At 52.4% G+C, this 18,288-nt stretch carries 8 protein-coding genes; all 8 read right to left on the bottom strand.

Annotation, left to right across the window (positions count from 1 at the left end):
• Positions 1-58 precede the first annotated feature (58 nt).
• A complete protein-coding gene (locus M3087_RS04725; protein ID WP_249094069.1) occupies positions 59-2,050 on the bottom strand; it encodes an alpha-L-arabinofuranosidase C-terminal domain-containing protein in 1,992 nt (663 codons plus the stop codon).
• A 186-nt stretch (positions 2,051-2,236) separates the two neighbouring features.
• Complete coding sequence (locus M3087_RS04720) at positions 2,237-4,729, bottom strand: thrombospondin type 3 repeat-containing protein (RefSeq protein ID WP_249094068.1); 2,493 nt, start codon at positions 4,727-4,729, stop codon at positions 2,237-2,239.
• A gap of 301 nt (positions 4,730-5,030) precedes the next feature.
• A complete protein-coding gene (locus M3087_RS04715; protein WP_249094067.1) occupies positions 5,031-7,340 on the bottom strand; it encodes an endo-1,4-beta-xylanase in 2,310 nt (769 codons plus the stop codon).
• Between the two features lie 17 nt (positions 7,341-7,357).
• Positions 7,358-8,392: a DUF5627 domain-containing protein gene (locus M3087_RS04710; protein ID WP_249094065.1), complete on the bottom strand. Its 1,035-nt coding sequence runs from the start codon at positions 8,390-8,392 to the stop codon at positions 7,358-7,360.
• A 28-nt stretch (positions 8,393-8,420) separates the two neighbouring features.
• The gene (locus M3087_RS04705) at positions 8,421-10,229 is read right to left on the bottom strand and encodes a RagB/SusD family nutrient uptake outer membrane protein (protein ID WP_249094063.1); all 1,809 of its coding nucleotides are present in this window, start codon (positions 10,227-10,229) and stop codon (positions 8,421-8,423) included.
• A gap of 16 nt (positions 10,230-10,245) precedes the next feature.
• Positions 10,246-13,110, bottom strand: coding sequence for a SusC/RagA family TonB-linked outer membrane protein (locus M3087_RS04700; protein ID WP_249094062.1), 2,865 nt, complete (start codon positions 13,108-13,110; stop codon positions 10,246-10,248).
• A gap of 48 nt (positions 13,111-13,158) precedes the next feature.
• Positions 13,159-15,102, bottom strand: coding sequence for a RagB/SusD family nutrient uptake outer membrane protein (locus tag M3087_RS04695; protein WP_106483697.1), 1,944 nt, complete (start codon positions 15,100-15,102; stop codon positions 13,159-13,161).
• Positions 15,103-15,114: 12 nt separating this feature from the next.
• A complete protein-coding gene (locus tag M3087_RS04690) occupies positions 15,115-18,279 on the bottom strand; it encodes a SusC/RagA family TonB-linked outer membrane protein (protein WP_249094060.1) in 3,165 nt (1,054 codons plus the stop codon).
• Positions 18,280-18,288: the final 9 nt, after the last annotated feature.

Here is an 18,288-nt window from a genome sequence, read left to right as displayed (position 1 = left end):
ATTCCAATAGTAGCAGTCGCTATTGTTTTTTCAGTTAATCCGGAACCGGACATTCACCTTACTTCACCCGATAAACCACAAAGCTTTTGGCGGCGATGACTGTGCGGACAGTATTGTCCGTCGGGATGAGGCTGCCCTCTTGGGGGACGATGCTGGTCGGTGCATCAAGTGTGTTGTCCTGCTCATAGGAACGGCAATCGAGCGTCAGGGTACCGACTGAATGGAGGCGCTTCATGCCCTCGAAGCGGAGCACGATGTCCTTCGGGCTATCGGTCGTGTTGATGACCTTGACGATGTATTCACCCGTCTGCTTGTCGACCACGGCACTGGTGAACAGGCCATCTTCCCCTTTGGGCGTCGGTGTGGAGAGGGTAGCAGGGATGACATTCGTGCCACAGTTGCGGGCGTACATCTGCTGCACATAGTAGCTCACGGACTTCACGCAGCGCAGGTTGTCGAACCAGATGAGGTCGGGACGCCACTGCCAGCCTTCGACATGTGCGAACAGGGGAGCGTAGGTTGCCATGTACACGACGTCGGCGTTGCGTTCCAGTGTAGTCATGAAGGCTGCCTCGTAGAGCGATGCCCCGGCATGGTTCCATTTCATGTTGCGTCCGTGGTCATGGCAGGCATACTCGCCGGCAAACACCTTCGGGCCGCGGCGGTCATAGTTGTCATAACGGTCCATGCTGTTCTTGAACCAGTCGACGGGGCGGTAGAAGTGTTCGTCGACCAAGTCGGCTTTCTGCTCACGCATCGCCTTCCAGCCCAGTTCGAACATCTCGCCCTCGGAATCGGGACCCGATGTGCCGATGATGCTGATTTCGGGGTGTGCCTTGCGGATGGCGTCGATGAAGAACTTCAGACGCTCGAAGTAGAACTCGCCCCACTGCTCGTTGCCGATGGCAATGTACTTCAGTCCGAACGGAGCCGGGTGTCCCATCTCGGCACGCACCTTGCCCCACTCGCTGTCAACAGGACCGTTGGCAAACTCGATGAGGTCGAGTGCATCGTCGATGTAGGGTTGCAACCCTTCGGCAGAACATTCGGCATGTGCCTCCTCCTTGTTCCAGTTCTGGTATTGGCAGGCCATGCCTACGTTGAGCACGGGCAGGGGAGCGGCACCCAGCTCTTCGCTCAGGAGGAAGTATTCATAGAAGCCCAGTCCGTAGCTTTGGAAATAGTCGGGATAGTAGCGGTCGGTGAAGGTCGACTCCCAGCGGTTCTTGTTCAGCGGACGGTTCTCTACCGGTCCCACGGTGTTCTTCCACTGGTAGCGTGTGGCGAGGTTGCTGCCTTCGACGATGCACCCTCCGGGGAAACGGAAGACACCGGGATGCAGGTCGAAGAGTGCCTGTGCGAGGTCCTTGCGCATGCCGTTCTCATGCCCCATCCAGGTATCTGTCGGGAAGAGCGAGACATGCTCCAGGTCGACGGTACCTGTGCCCGAACGGTGTTCCGGGTTGGAGAGGAAGATGCGCAGGTTGGCTTTTTCGATGGTCCGTGGAGAACGCATCACGAGGGTGTACTTCTTCCACTCGCGGGAGTCGATGGTGAGGTCTTGGCTGACGAATGCCTGCCGGTTCTCCATCGTGTTCTGGTCGATGAACTGCACCAGGAGCGTCACAGGCTTGCCGTCGGGGACACGTGCCCACACCGAGAAGCGGTAGTCGTCGCCTGCCTTCAGCCCGATGCCGAAGAAGCCTTCATTCTGGATGCCGGTCCACATGTCGTTGTGTCCTGCCCAGGCAAGGCGGACATAGTGCGGATTCCGTTCAAAGGGGCCGTCGTCGCGCAAGGTGACATTGCCGAACATCTTCCAGCCCATGTAGTGGTCGGGGGTAAATTCGAACGAGCGGTTCTTGACCAGTTCGGCATACAGACCACCGTCTGCTCCGAAGTTGATGTCTTCAAAGAAGATGCCGTACATGGTCGGTTGGATGGCTGCACCCACCTGGCGGGTCTGTACCGTCACGGTGTTGTCTTGTGCATGGAGGACCAGAGCTGTGGCTGCGAGTGCCAGTCCGGCTAGAATTGAGTAGATTTTCATGATGTAAGTGTTGTTTTAGTTGACGGGTGGACAGGAAACAAGCCGACGGGGGAGGATGGTCCACCCGTCTACTTGTTCCTTGTCCGCTGACTCACGAAAGTACGGAGAATAATTGAGAATATCACACTTATCTCTTGTTTTCTTGTCCTCCCGGTCAACTAAAGACACTTCTCAACTGTCCGGCGTTCACTTACGGACGCAGACACCCACGCGACGGGTCATGCTGCTGCCCGAGGCGTCGGTTGCCGTCACGTTGTAGTAGAAGATACCTTCTGCCAGTCCGGTGCTTTCCATCGTCAGACGGCTGCCTTCGATGACGACGGTCTTGTCGCCTTCGACAGCGAATGTCGGCTGTTCAAAGCCTGCAAACAACGGGGCTGCATCGATGGTGATTTCTTCGTTGTTGTCGGCGTAGTAGTGAGGCACCGACATCCAGTCGAGGTATTCCTCCAGGTTGGTATAACCGTCCTTGTCGGGGTCGGCGTTCGAGTCGCTGAAGTCACCGGCAGCAGACTTCGGGTTCGTCCCGTGCATCTCCTCCCACCAGTCGGGCAGTCCGTCACCGTCAGTGTCGAAGTCGGCAGCCCGTTTCTCCTCAGGATATTCCTCATAGCCGCCGGCATCCTGTTCGTTGTCGATGATGCCTTTTGTCTTGCCGACGCTACCGGTGTAGGTATAGGACCCTTCGAGGGTTTCACGCACGATGCGTTGGTCGTGTTCGTCGAAGAGCGGCATGTTGCAGCCCACGTCGGAGAGTGTCGACTTGTAGGCATCCTGTGCACTTTCCACTTCGGCATACGAGGGGAAGAAGGGTTTGTCTACCCACACTTCCCAGTCGAGCACCTGTCCGTTCGAAAGTTCGTAGCGGCGGAGTTGTTCGTTGTCGGTCACCAGCTTGCCGTCGGTGTCCTGACGGACGTTGCCTTCGCAGTAATAGCTTTGGGAACCCTTGCCGACGCCTTCGAGCTGTGCGCGGAGGATGAACTTCTGAGTGGTCGACGGTCCCATCTTGTAGAAGTTGTTCACGAAGTTCACTTCATGGGCGCCGCCGTCAGTGGCACGTCCCGCCCAGTTGTAGACCACGTTGTTGAAGATGTCGAGTGCTCCGGCATAGAACCCGTTGCCGTCGAGTCCGCCGCCCATGCTCCAGTTGCGTCCTGCACAGTGGGCGAGGAGGTTGTGGTGGAAGGAGCCGATGTTGCCGCCGATGGTGGCTGCATAGCCGTGTCCCTTGCCTTTTTTGTAGTTCTTGTGTCCGGCGACGTTGAGTGCTTCGGAGATGAGGGTGTGTTGCAGGGTGATGTTCTTCGCGCTGCGTGAGCTGAATGCCTCGTCGATGGTCCAGCTGATGGAGCAGTGGTCGGTGATGCTGTGGTCGGCTCCTGCCATACCGATGCCGTCGAAGGTCTTTCCTCCACCCAGACGGACACGGATGAAGCGGCAGATGCCGTCAGGACCCACTCCGAAGGGTGCGCCCTTGATGCAGATGCCTTTGCCCGGAGCAGTCTGTCCGGCGATGGTCACATAGCGTGAGGAGCAGGTGAGGCGCGACTTCAGCGTGATGACACCCGAGACATCGAACACGATGGTGCGCGGACCGATATCGTTGGTGATGGCTTCGCGGAAGCTGCCGGGACCGTCGTCGTTGAGGTTGGTCACATGGACCACCTTGCCGCCGCGTCCGCCGATGGCAAACCGTCCGTAACCCTCAGCTCCCTCAAAGGCGAGGTGGCGCGGGCGGAAACTCCAGACATTACCCCGTGTCAGGTTGCCGGAAGCATCTTCTTCGTCAATGCGCCAGTAATAGCGGTCCAGGTTGTAGAGGTCGCTCAGGGCGTAACCGGTCTGTTCCTGTACTCCTTTATAGATGGTCCGGTCGCCGGTTGATGCCTGTGCCACGGCGAGGGAGTCGGTGCCTACATAGACATGGTGCTTCACGGCTTCTTTGCCCGGTGTCCATTGCAGCGTCAGTCCGTTGTCGGCATCAGCGTGCATGTCGTTGTCGGCAGGTGCGGGCTTTTGAGCCTGACGGAGGATGTCGGGCGTGTCAATCTCCACACCGTTGAGGTAGACGGCACGCTGTTCGGCTTCAGTCTCCCGCGCTTTGAAGCGGAGCACGACTTCCTGTCCGTCCTGCTCCACGTTGACCACGGTCTTCAGTACCAGTCCGTCTTCCCGCGTCAGCACCCGGCAGGGACATGACTGGTTTTCGTGGACGAGCTGGTCGCCGGCATAGACGTCGAATGCCGGGACGGTGGTTCCTTCAGTTGCCGAGAAGTTGTTGTGATAGGTCTGTACGACATGTTCCCCTTGGGGCAGTCCGGTGATGCGCAACTCCAGCTCATCGCCGTTTTCCACATAGACACCGTCGCTGATGAGCTTTGCCAGCGGGTTCTGTACGCCTGCCTTGTAGTAGCCGGAGTGCAGCGTAGCCTCGTCATCGCCTTTCACCGCCATGACGATCTGCACACCTCCGGAGAGTTGCAGGGTGTCGGTTTTTTCACCGTCGATTTCCCACGGTGTGAATTTCACTTCGTTTACTTCTGCCACGCTGCGTCGTGCCACGTTGCAGTCAATCCGGTACGTCGGTTGAGCATCCTGTACCGAGGTGGCGCAGGCCGTCAGGAGCAGTGCGCTGCATAGCAGCAAATGTCTGGCTTTCCTTTCATTCGTTTTCATAGATGGATTTTTTAGGCGTTCTATTTTTCCGCCAGCCCGGGTAGGAGTTGGTTCTTGCCGACTGATACGGAGAGCGTATGCGGAACATTAGTCAGGTATCTTAAATCAGACTTTCGGGAGTACAGGAGGTTTAATCATGCACTCAACTTTCGTAAGGTGGTAGCGGACGGGCCGCAAGGAAAAGTCAGACGCCCGGTCAGGCATCCTTCCGGTTTGCAGGCTGCAATGTGCAGTGCCATTCGGGTGGATGTCCTGACCGGGCGTCTTGGATGGACGATGATCCGGTTAGGTCCTCGTATGCTTATTCTTCTTCAGCCGATGGGGCAGCGTAAGGCACGACCACCTCCCGTCCGGCAAGTCCGTTGGCGAACCCTCCGTAGGTCGGTTTGCGGCTGTTGCCGAGTGTCCAGAGTCCGACGGGCTGTCCGCCTCTCCAGGAAGAGCTCTCGGGACTGTCGGTGGTGCACCACTGAGTGATGCCGTACTGCTGTGCCACCGGGATGATTTCGAAATACTTCTCGATGATGAAGCGGTAGAATTCCGCCATTTTCAGCTGTTGTTCATAGGTGACGTCCTCTGTCTTGATGGCCTCTCCGAAAGCCTTTTTGGTGATGCCCATATCCAGCTCGGAGATTTTGACGAGTTTGCCCGAAGCGGCGAGCAGTTCGAACATCTTCACGATGGAAGCCTCCTGCCGTTTCTGGTCAGCCTCGTCGAGGATGTAGCTCACGTGCATCTGCGTACCGATGCCGTCAATCTTGGTCACTCCGTCCGATTCCCACCGTTTGATCCAGTTGATGAGGCTCTTCGCTTTCTTGTTGTCGTCCCACCAGGATTCCAGGTTGTAGTCGTTGATGAAGAGTTTGAGGTCGGAGGGGTTGCCACCGTGCTCGGCAAAATATTGACGGGCAAATTTGATGGGTATGCGGACATAGTCGTCGCCCAAGAAATCCTGCCAGTAGAAGTTAGTGCCTTTCACTCCATTGTCATCCGGATTTGTCGCGGACTGGAGAGCATAGTTGCCTTTGCCGTCGTCTCCTCCGCCGGATATCGGTTCATTCACCACATCCCATGCAGTGACGTATCCGTCACAAGCTTCCATCATGCCTTTTATCCAGCGTTCCATCTCGTTGGTAAGCACTTCTTTTTTCTCTTCTGGGGTTAAAGGGATTCCCTCTGCCTTCTGTTGAATGCTGAACTCGATGTCATCGAAATAGTACGTATTGGCTTCTTTCAGCACGGCGAGGTTCCAGGCGATGGTCTGCATCTGTTTGTTGTCTGCTGTCCCTGCCTGTTCCTTGGTGATGATAAACTCTTTTTCAAAAGTCTGCCATTGTGTAGTAAAGTTCACGCTAACCCCCATGTCATAGTGTACGTAAGAACCGGGTGCTTCGTGAGCTTGAGATTCAGAACCAGCTGCTTTGTCGGCACGGTATTTGAACTTGAGTTTGCAAGCGTCACCTTCATGTAAAACGCGGTTGGCCTTGATAAAGAATTGTGTGCTCCAGTTATCTGAAGGATTATTGCCGGCTTTCACGACATAGGCATGTCCCTTGCCGTCAGCACCCGTTCCGGCTGCACCGATGGTTGCGTCGTGGGGACCGCCAATGCCTTGTTCGGTCGCGAAGAAACTACCTGCTTCACTACCTTCTGCATTGCCGTTGGTGAGCATGTCTTCATACCAAGTGGTTGTACCGGAGTTGCCCAAAGTTTCGATTTCATACGAGATGTCTATCCAGCCCACTTTAGTCCAGCGATTGATGTCTTGCTTGTCAAATGAGGAATTGACAATCAGATTCTTGTCACTACCGGCCTCTTTCAGTGTGACATCATCAAAATACAGATCTCCTCCCAGCTTGCCAAAACAGAAGCGCAGACGGTCAATTGTTTTTTCGGGAGTGAAGTTAATGGTATTATCCGTCAAGTCTTCGCCGGCTGTGATGCCTGAGAACCCATAGTGGGGATTATTGCCGTCTTTCAGACCTGGCCAAAATGATATGGTACCCGGATTGGAACCTTTGGCCTTAATGGTCAGTGTATAAGACTTTCCTGGTTCCAATGTCTGGTCGAGGTCATAGTAGATTTCATAGTCCCAAGCATTTGTTTTTGGATCTCCGGCGTGGATGTGAAGAGCTTTATTTCCGCCGGTGGGGTCTACTGGAATAGGCTTGTTGGCTATGAGGCTGTTCAGGTATTTGTTGTTCTGCTGTGAGTGCCAGCAAAGGGTGTGACCGTAGATGGTCACACCGGCAGCCTTGGCAGCTTCTACAAACTTGCTGACTTTAGAAAAGTCCATAATGCCGTTGTCCGACACACAGGAGGCATATTTCATGGCATTTCCTGCCGTGATTTCGTCGAAGTTGCTGATAACCATGCTGCGTACCAGTTCTCCCTTCAGAAAGTCATCGGCGGAGACTCCTGCTCCCAGTTTGAAACCGGGATGTGCACTGCGGTCTATGTAGCTTTTCAAATTGTCATACGCATTCAGATATTCATATTGCGTCAGACTTTCCGGCTTTTCCGTCTGGAAGTCGGCAAACTTATCGTCGGCGCATGAGGCGAATGCCGTGAGCAATGCCAGGCCGATGTATGTTGAAATCTTGTTATTCATAGTCTGTCCTTCAATAATTATTTAGCGATGTACTTAGGGGTGAACAGTTCCATCTTGTTGGTACCTCTTGTCTGTAGGACAAGGGTGTCTTTTGTTGCAACTTGTTTGATGCCATAGTTGATGGTGTAATCCAAATAGAGGGCATCACGGTCTTTGTTTCCCCAGGCTTTCTTTTCACCTTTAGGCTCGAAGTGGCCTTTGCCGCTGGCAGTGATGCCTTCCGTGTCAGAAGTGATGCTGCATCTGTTCTCTTCATCGAACGTAAGCAACAGATTGCAGGTTATGCTGCTTCCGTCGGCGAGCTTGGTGCTCACAGGGAAATGGCAAGTCTTCAGAGAACGTGTGGTGACATTGCAGATTTCGTCTTTTTCAACGGTGGCTCCATGACGTTTTATGGTTGAAGTCTTGCCGCTTTCCGTGATGTTGTCTGTTCCCCGGCGGAGATAGGAGGCATGCCAAGGATTGATATATTTCACGCAGTAGAGTACATAGTCCATCGGGAGTACATCCCAATAAATAGAATTGGTACGTACGGGACTTTCACCCTCCACTAACGGTTTGCCGGTGAGTATGCGGTCTGCTCCGGTTTGGCTTTTCATGACAATGGGAATGACATAATTGTTCTCCAAGGCTTTTTCGTCGGCAAAGAAGGCATCAGTCAGTTGCACTTCTACGCATCCCCAGTGCTGACCTTTATAATCAATTTTGTTCCCGGCGAGCTTGTAATAGTTGGAAGGCATGGGGAGCACCGGTGAATCATTTTCGAAAAACAGGTTGTCGCAAAGAGAGTTGTCTACCGCAATGTCGATGGTGATGTTTCTTCCTCCATAGGAACCTCCCATGGTGGAATAGATCTCACATTTATGCTCGCGGTCAAGTGAATTGTTGACGACCTCATCATTCCCCAATACAATCGTACGTACGGGATATTGGTAAGCGAAGTAGACAGAGGTGCCTCCTTCGTAGTCGGGAAACGAGTTGTCTGCATTCTCGCAAGCGGAGAAAGCTGTCAGTACGCTTCCCAACGCTATAGCAGTTAATAGTTTATTCATAATCAATTTGTAATTGGTTTTAGTAGGATTACCATCCTTGGTTCTGTTTCAGTTCACTCCATTTTAACTTCTCGTTGTAGGGGATAGGACCGTAGTACATATAATCCTTGTAGTTACGGGCTTCTACATTGATAACTTTATAAGTCAGTGCATTCCCGTTTTTTTCGATTTGCATGCCTTTGGCTTCTTCGGTCAGAGGCATCTTCCAACGACGGATATCCCAGAAACGTTTATTCTCAAAGCAAAGTTCGATGCGGCGTTCGTTGCGGATGAGCTGTGCCATTTTCTCTTTATCTCCTTTGACGCTTTCCAGATAGGCATCTCCGTTGTCTGTTCCCACTCCGGCACGAGTACGGATTTTCTTGATGACATCGTACGCACTGAATCCGTTGCTTCCTTGTCCGGTCGGTCCCCAAGCATCATTTGCTGCTTCAGCATAGGCGAGGAATATCTCCGTATATCGGATACGTACGGGGATATGCTTTTTCGCGTTGAGTGAACTGGGGTTCGGGTTACAGTCTTCACGTAAAAGTTTGCGCAGGTAGTAGCCGGTCCGGGTGGAAGTGTTCAACTGGTTCAAACCGTTGTCTTGCTTGTTGTCTGCATCTGCATAGAGTCCGGTGATGATGGTCTTGTCTTTGAACTTGGCACCGTTGTAGATGATATACTTACTCAGACGTGGATCTCTATTCTCATAGGGATTGTTGGCATTGTATCCGCTGTTCGATTTGTCGGTGATAGGGTATCCGTTAGCCATAGGGAATGCATCCACGAGGTTCTGTGTCGGATTGATACGCCCTGAGCCGTACAGCGTAGGTGGGAAGTTATTCTTTTCTTGTGTGATACCGATATCCCAATCTTCGGTACCTTGGCTGATGTTTCCGCGCCAGAGGATTTCCGCTGTCACTTCACCCGACCCCAGGTTGTCCAGTTCATCGGTGTTCATGTACCAGGTATTTCCTTTCGGGTCAAGCCCTGAAATGCCACCGATACGTTTCAAGACGGCTGCTGCATAGTTTGCTGCTGTTTCGGAAGTCACGCCCGAAGCGTCTCGGTAAGCGGGACTGGCTGCCAACAATGCGACTTGTGCTTTGATGGCTTCTGCAATTTTAGCCGTCAACCGTCCACGTTGGTAGGTTCCGAATACCAGATTGTAGTTGCCCAGCTTGGCGCCCATATTCTGATATTTGGCAGGTACATCACTGTCGCTGTTGATGTTCTCGTAGTCTGTAGGCAACAGCTCGATTGCTCTGTCCAAGTCTTCGAAAATCTGTTTGACGCACTGTTCGAACGGTGCGCGTGGTTGATTGAAGTTCGAAGAGTTGTTTTCGGGTTCAAGTAGCAATGGAACGCCCAGCAATTCTCCGTTCTCCGTACGTCCGGCATGTGCCATCAGTAGGTAATAATAGTTCAGGGCGCGCAGTCCGTAAGCCTCTCCACTCAGTTTGTCGATAAACATAGCGTTGGTAACTTCATTGGCTGCCCAATTGACATTCTTGACGATGCTGAGGAAAGTATTCAGATATTGGATGGTAGCTTTGCGTGCTTGCCATTGTTCCATCGGGTTGTTATTGGCAGCCCATGCACCGAGTGCCATTTTGGAGTAGGCACTCTCTTTGTCGTTGGTCACAGCATCATCGGTTGCCACATCGCTTACACTCGCATTTTCATACGGCAACATGGCGTATCCATAGCCCAACAGGCCTACGGCGTAGTTGGGGTCGGTGAGCATTTCTTCCACACCGCGATTGTTTTCCTGCGCCGGTTCAAACATGTCGTCGCAGGCGGAAAGGGAAGCCATCAGGGCGGTGGTCAATAAAATATACTTTAGTTTCATTTGTTCCGGTTTTAAGTTAGAATACAGCTTTGACGCCGATATTGTAGAATCTGGTTTGAGGAGCACTGCCTACATTCATTTCCATGTGTTTGCGCTCTTTGGAGAACGTGAGCAAGTTGGCGCCGCTGACATAGGCGGACAGGTTGCGGATGAATGTATTGTGCAGGATGCTCTGAGGCAGGTCATACGTAATCTGTACTTTTGCCAAATCAAAGCGGTCGGTCTTGTAGAGCCAGTAGTCAGACGTACGGAAGTTGTTGCTGGCACTCTTGGCAGACAAACGAGGATATGTGGCAGTTTTAGCTGTAGCCTCAGTCCAGCGTCCACGGACAATGGCAGAATATTTGTCGTCACCGTCTACCCAATAGTAGGAGCTGTTCTTGATACCATATCCTCCGAATCCACCGGTTCCCAGTGCAAAGAATGTGAAGTCCTTCCACTTGGCGGTGAGGTTGATGCCCAATGTAAAAGGTGAACCGTACCATCCTCCTTTACCCAGGTAGATTTCATCTTTGTCGTCAATTACGTTGTCACCGTTCTGATCTACGTATTTGATATCTCCCGGACGTACTGTGCTGCCCAACTTCTGTTCCGGAGAAGCGGCAATTTCTTCTTCATTGCGGAAGAGACCGTCGCTTTGGAGTCCCCAGATACCGTCGATGGGTTTGCCTTGACGATAACGGTATGCATTGTCGTAAATCTCATCGCGCTTGGTAATCTTGGTGTCGTAGTATGTACCGGATACACCCAAAGATAAGTCAACCTCGCCAAACCGCTTGTTGGCATTGATGCTGAAGTCAAAGCCGATGCGACGGTTGTTGTTGAAGTTCTGTACCGCCATGAACGAGGCGTCAGGATAACCGGTGCTCAGGTGCGATGGATAGAACGTCGGCTGGTCGATCAGGTAACCTTCCATCGAGTTGATAAAGAAAGAGGCGTCTACGGTGACCAGTTTTTGCCAAAGGGAAGCTCTCAGGTTGGCAGAGAACTCCTTCCGTTGGATGAAAGACAGGCCGTCATTCTCTCCGCGGGTTGAGATGGTGTATTTACCCGCAGGACCATCATACCAGGCATAACCGTCGTTTTGGGTCCATACAGCTTTGTAGAGGTAAAACTCGTTGTCTCCGACAGCCAGGTCAATGTCCTGGTTCAGGATACTTCCCGATACGCTGAGCATCAAGTCATCAATGACAGGAGAATCTTTCAGGAATCCTTCTTCACTCAACCGCCAGCCTAAGGTCAATGAAGGCGATAGGGCATTGCGGTGTCCTTCTGCAAGTTTGGCAGAGTGGACCAAGGCCGCATCGAAGTCTGCATAGTAGCGCTGACGGTAGTTGTAACCCAGTTGCAGGGCAAGGTTGGCATTACTGATGCGGTGGTATTGCTGTGAGATGGTCTGCTGATAGCCATTGGCTATAAGCATGCCTGAAACATTGTGTACACCGCCGAATGTATTCCGGTAGTTGAACTGCCCGCTGAAAGCAATGGTCTGCTTGTCACTGCTTCCACTGATGTTTTGTGTGCCGGGCTTTTCGTCGTTGCCTTCCTTGGAGAGAGCTACGATGACATCCTTGCCGTTGTAGTTGGCCCAGGTGGGAACGAATATCGCATACTTGTTGTCGAAAGACGTTGTGTATGACGTCGCATAATCGACTGCAAACAGGGCGCTGAATGAAAGTCCTTTCAGCACCTTATCCAGATTGATGTCGAGTCCGGCATCGAACTGGAACTGTCGGCTGGTCCATTTGCTACTGCCGGCTGCATAGTTGTCGGCAAACACGTTTGTCGGATTTGCCTGGCTGCCTGATAGGAAATATTTTCCGTCAATGATATTGGATGTTGTGCTCAGCAGTTCCAGCGCGCTTGTCGCATTCGGGTCGATAAGAGCTACCGGAATGAGCGGGGAGGCGTTTTGTGGAAAGTTCGGCCGTGCCGTAGCTGCGGCGTTCCAATAATCACCTTTGGCATTCTGTGCATTGTAAAAAGTGGCGTTGGCATTGATGTGGGTGCTGATGAAACGGTTGATGTCCACATCCACATTGCCGCGTACATTGAAGCGGTCGATCATGTTGTTCTTGGCTTCGCCGAAATTGAGCAGGTCCCCTGTACGGTAGTAGCTGACGTTGCTGTAGAAACGGGCACGCTGTCCGCCGCCTGAAATTTCGGCTGTCGCTTCCGAACGGTTGCAGGCCTTCTTCACATAGTCAGAAGAATAGTAGTTGATGTTCGGATAGCGGTATGGATTGATACCGGAACCGTGGTTGTATATCTGCTCGGCTGAATAGAGGGGCTTGGCAGACGGGTCGTCATTGAGCAACGCCTCGTTGTAGAGGGTCATGTATTCAGCAGAACCCAGATATTCGGGGAAGGCCTTAGCCACGTTGAAACCGGTATTGGCACGTAGGCTGACTCTCAGACCGCCCGCATGGCCGCGTTTGGTACTGATGAGTATTGCTCCCTTGGCAGCACGACTGCCATAGAGGACTACCGCTTGTGCTCCTTTCAGGAAGGTGATTTGTGCAATCTCTGAAGGCATGACATTGTTGGCTTCGCGGGGTACCCCGTCGACCAGAACCAGGTAGCCGGCATGGTCTCCGTCCATTCCCCACAGGGAATTACCGTTCCAACCTCCGATGTAACCTTGCATGTTGTCCAGGCTGTAGGTGTTGTAGTTCTTTTGGGTCAGTTCTTCGACATTGACCACAGAAACTCCTCCCAAGAGGTCCTTTTGTGCCATCTTACGGAAGGCGACTTGTACCTCCGGACTTTCCTTGCGAGCCAACGAATCGATTCCTTCTTCGTCGGGTGTTTGTGCATAGGTCAGGGCAGGTGCGGTGACCAGCATGCTGCAAAGAATGAATTTGGATTGTATATATTTCATTAGTTGTTCATTTATCGTTAAACATACGTTGATGGGATGTCTCTGCCATTACCAGCCCGGGTTCTGCCCGTAATCTCCATAAAGGTAGACATCATTGTCAGGCAAGGGGAACCAGTAATGTTTCGTCCCGAATACACGTTTTACAAGCAGACGCTTGTGCCAGTTTGCCACTTCTGCATCAGCCGGGTCATTTGTCTTATAGAAGTCGGGATTTTCAACGCGGTCGAATTCCACGGCATATTTTTCGGTATAGGGCGATTCGGTCAGCAGCAACCAACGTTGCAGGTCGTTGAAGCGGAATCCTTCCATAGCCAGCTCGACGGCGCGTTCACGACGTATTTCATCCATGAACTTATGGTTGTCTGCCAAGTATGCCGGTTGTACACCTTCGGCACCGCAACGGGTGCGGATTTTGTTGATGGCATCCAGAGCGGTCAGTTTGCAATTGTCGGCTTTGGCGGACGGACCTCCCAGTACTGCACAGCTTTCAGCATACATCAGGTAGATGTCGGCGAGGCGCATGTAGGGCAGGTAAGTGTGCAGGTTGCTTCCCCAGTCATATTCCTTGTCCCCTTCGTTACAGGTGTGGGGGACGAGCTTTTGGAAGAAATAGCCGGTACGGCTGCCCAGGTCGGCAGAGCGCATGTCTGAACCGGTCGAGAGATTGCAGTAAGCATAGGGCTTTTGGGCATCCGACAGTTTGTCTTCTGCCAGCACATAATGGAAACCGTCAAACACGATATCATGATAGAAGCGAGGATCACGGTTCTTGAACGGATGACGTTTGTCAAAACCGGAGTTTGGGTCGTCGATGGGAAGTCCGTTTGCCATTCCGTACATGTCTACCAGGTTCGCTGTCGGCAGGTGGATGATTTTGTCATGGGCGACCAGTCCTGCGACTTTGGGCCCCCACAGCTTTGTCATATTCCAGTTACTGCCGTTATAGTCCGAGGATGGTCCGCGGAAGATTGCTTCCACGGAACCCGGCATCAGCCAGTTCTGACGGACGGTGTAGAAGATGTCTGTGAAACAGCTTTTGGCTGATGTTGCCTTCTCGTGATTATAGATATTCTTGTAGTTGTATTCAGCCAGAGCGTACTGTGTCTGTCCACTTTCAACCAAAGAGAGCAGTTCGCCAAAGGCATTGGCTGCCTTTTTGCAGAACTCTGTGTCATAATCGTAGGTCTTGGTTCCGCCCAACTGTGCTCCGTTTTTCATGAGCGGACTGCCAGCCCACAGATAATTCTTGCCCAGATAGCCGAGTGCCATGATTTTGTTGATGCGGAGCTGGTTCTTTCCCTCCGTAGCTTTTCCCGGAGCCACGTTGTCCCAATTGACAGGGAGCAGGTCTGCTGCCCGTCGGAAGTCTTCGCCTGCTTTAGTTGCACACTCCTGATAGCTGAGGCGGGGCAGAGTCAGCTCTTTCGTTGCGTCGAGCACCTGGTCGATGTAGGGCATTCCACCCCAATACATCATGATTTGGAAGTGCCACCAGGCACGGAAGAAATAGAGTTGTCCGGCTATGAGATTCTTCTCTTCTTCTGTGCCGGTCATTTTGTCCAGGTTGGCAAGGCCGACGTTGGCTTTACGGATACAATACCAGGCGTGAGGCCAGAGGGAGTGTTGGAACTTATCGGTCGATGCCGGATTGCTTGGGTTACGGTACAGCCAGCATTGTCCGTTGGTCTGCCAGGCACGGAAGTTGCCAAGATCAGCTTGGTGGGTCATGTGTGCATCTCCCATGGAGTTGAACAGTTCGTCATCTCCCCAGTTCCAGGAAGTACAGTAATTGTTCTTCTCTTTGTCTGGAATACAGTTGTAGATTTCTTCTATGAAACCTTGGAAGTTGCGGAAGTTCTTGAAAGCGTCGTCTTCTGACACCGTCGATTCCGGGGCTTTGTCCAGGTAGTCTTCGCAGGAGGTCAGGGGAAGTCCTGCTGACACAGATAACAAGCCTGCACAGAAGAGCGTCTTGTATATAGAGTGTTTCATCGCGTACATATATTATAAAGTGAATTTGATTCCGAGGTTATAACGCTTCACCGTGGGGTAGGCGCCCAGATAACCGGCACCGGAGAGGTTGGCTTCACGGTCGTCAGGCATGCGTGTCCACAACCAGAGGTTGTTGCCATTGAGGTAGATTTTCAGGTTGTTTAACCCCAGTTTGTGAATCCATCCCCCGTTCCACGTATAGGCAATCTCAACATTCTTCAGACGGATGTATGAACCGTCATACAGGAATTGAGTACCTTCGTTGTAGTTGGGTGTAGAATTCCAGCGCGGAACGACCACATCAGCATTTGGGGCATCCTTGGACCACCAGGTGCCGTTGTCATATACCGTATTCAGCTTGCTGCCGAAGCTGGTCAGGGTCACGTCGCGGGTCACATTCGTTACTCCGTAGAACTGGGCAAAAGCACTGAAGCCTTTCCATTCGAAGCCGATGGTTGCGTTGTAAGTATTTTCCGGTTGGTTGGTATAACCATAGGGAGCAGAGTCTTTGTTATCCACTACACCGTCACCGTTGAAGTCTACGATATAGTGGTCTCCCACGAGGCGTTGGCTGTCGTTGGCATCGTGGGCCGGAGCAGCATACAGCTGGTCATAGGTCTGGATGAAGCCGTCGTCGATGTAAGAGTTGTATTGTCCCACACCGTGTCCAGCCGCCTTCTGGTAGGCAGGACGCAGTGCCTGGTCATCTTTCACCAATACGGTGTTTTTAGCATGGGTCATGCTGAAATTGCCCCACAGATGGAGACCGTTGGCATAAGTCTTGTTGAGGCGTACCTCCAGTTCATAACCGCTGGTGCGGATTTTTCCTTTGTTGACAGTCGGGGGAGTTCCTCCGAAATAGGAGGGGATGGAACGGTCCGTACCGAAGACGAAAATGTTGGAACGGATGTCTCGGAAGAATTCCAGGTTACCAGCAAGCAGACCGTCCAGGAACGAATAGTCAATGCCGACGTTCAGCTTGCGTACTACTTCCCAATGGATGTCCTCGTTGCTGATGGTGGCCTCCCTGTACCAGGTATAGATACTTCCCGGGGTTGAATGGTTGAGGTCCATGGTTGTCTGCCCTCCGTAAGTCCATTGGCTCATGTACAGCCAACGGCGGTTGGAGTCGAAGGGGTCGAAACCCAACTGGTCAGAACCAATCTCGCCGTAGGATACACGAATCTTCAGCATGTCGAGGATGTGCTTCTCGCGCAAGTAGTTCATGAAGCTCTCTTCGCTGACCATCCATCCCAGTGCGCCGGAGTTGAAGAAGGCAAAACGGTTTTTCGGGCTGAACTTCTCGGAACCGTTGTAGGCACCGTTGTATTCCACGAAGTAGCGGTCTGCCCAGTTGTAGGTTGTGCGGAATGCCCAGTCTTCACGATAGGCAGGCATTACGCTTCCCCGTGCATTCTCTTGACGGCTGAAGAGTCCCATGGCAGTCAGGTTGTGTTTGCCAAAGCTGCGTACCCAGTTCAGTTGTGCCTGGTAATAGAGGTTGCGAACGGTCTGCCGGTTGTCCACCTCACCTGGAGCCGTGCTCCAGTTGACGCCCTGATGCCAGTCAAAGCCATTGTTGGTGTCGTAGGATTGTTCGTAGCGTGCCTGACCAGTGTCCGGATCGATCCATTTGCGTTGTGCGTCGTTATAGAGGTCGTTGATACCGCGGTTGTTTTCTACAAACTCATTGTCCCAGGAGATGGTGGCACGGGCTGATAGACCCGGAGTGATGAATTTCAGGTCCTGCTCCAGTGTGAAATCCGTGTTGATGCGGGTTGTGGTGAGTCGCATGGTACCACCCAGTGAGATGTTTTCGGCAGAGTTCGTCGTATTCGATACCAGCGGGTACATACCCCAACTTCCATCGGAATATTGCGGGAGGAATACATCGGGGGCAATGTTATAGGCTCCCGACCACTGCTGGCCGATTTGCCATTCCGATTGCCCGGTGTTTTGCCAGGGCGCCTTGCGGATGCCGTTAGAACCGGCAAGATTGACCTTGAGGACTGTCGTCTTGGTCAAGTTGAAATCCAGGTTACTGCGCACGTTAAGTCGGTTGTATCCGTAGCCGGAATTATAGCCTCGTCCATTATCATAGATTTTGAAGAGGTCCCCTTCGTTCACATATTCGGCGGATGCAAAATATTTCACAAAGTTTGTACCGCCACTGATGCTCATGTTTGCACGGTAGGACATGGTGTTGTCCTTGAACAGGGCCTTCTGCCAGTCGACGTTCGGGTAGCGTTCGCGTTGCTCTAGAGTTGTCTGGTTGCGGTAGTTGTCGATGAATGATTGCGGACGCACATATTCCCAGGAGTCAGGACGGAGAGCCAGTTCGTGCTCGATGGCTGTGTTGCGGAGCATGAGTGCATCATACGAATCATATTTATTAGGCAGTTTGGACGGCGATTTCAGTGTTGCATTAAAACCGATGTCGATTTTTGCACTACCTTCCGCGCCGCGTTTGGTGGTGATGAGGATGACACCGTTGGCACCTTTCACACCATAGACAGCTGTCGCAGATGCGTCTTTCAGGACGGATACGGACTGCACGGAGTTGATATCTACTGAACTCATCGGACGTTCGATGCCGTCGACCAGAATCAGTGGAGCTTCATTGTCGTTCCAGGAACTGGCACCGCGGATAGTGATTTTCGGCTCTTCATCTCCCGGCATACCGCTGCCTGTCATGGTCACCACGCCAGGGAGGTTACCGGTCAGGGCTGCTCCGATGTCTGACACACCTGCTGCACGTTCCAGTACTTTTCCTGTAGTCTGTGTAATCGCCCCCACCACGGAAGCCTTTTTCTGTTGGCCGTAACCCACGACGACCACTTCGTCGAGTTGTTTGGCGTCATCTTCCAGGGTGATGCGCATCAAGGTGTTGGGGGTAGCCTTCACCTCTTTTGATTTCATGCCCACGAAGGACACTACCAGAACGGAGTTTGATGACGGTACGTTCAGCGAGAATTGGCCGTCGAGGTCGGAAATCGTACCGATTGATGTATTGCCTTTCACGACAATTGAGGCGCCGATGATGGTCTCCCCGTTGCTGTCGAAGATAATTCCTTTGACCGTCGGCCCCTTTTGGGCAAATGCTCCCAGGCAGCAGAACAGCAGGAGCAGGAACAGGCAAGGATAACGTTTTTGTATTCCTACATTTTTCATTTCCATTAGTTTAAG

The organism is Mediterranea sp. ET5 (assembly GCF_023337025.1).
GTDB lineage: Bacteria > Bacteroidota > Bacteroidia > Bacteroidales > Bacteroidaceae > Phocaeicola_A.
The sequence above is the reverse complement of the archived record's forward strand: the minus strand, read 5'-3'. Positions and strand labels throughout refer to the sequence as shown.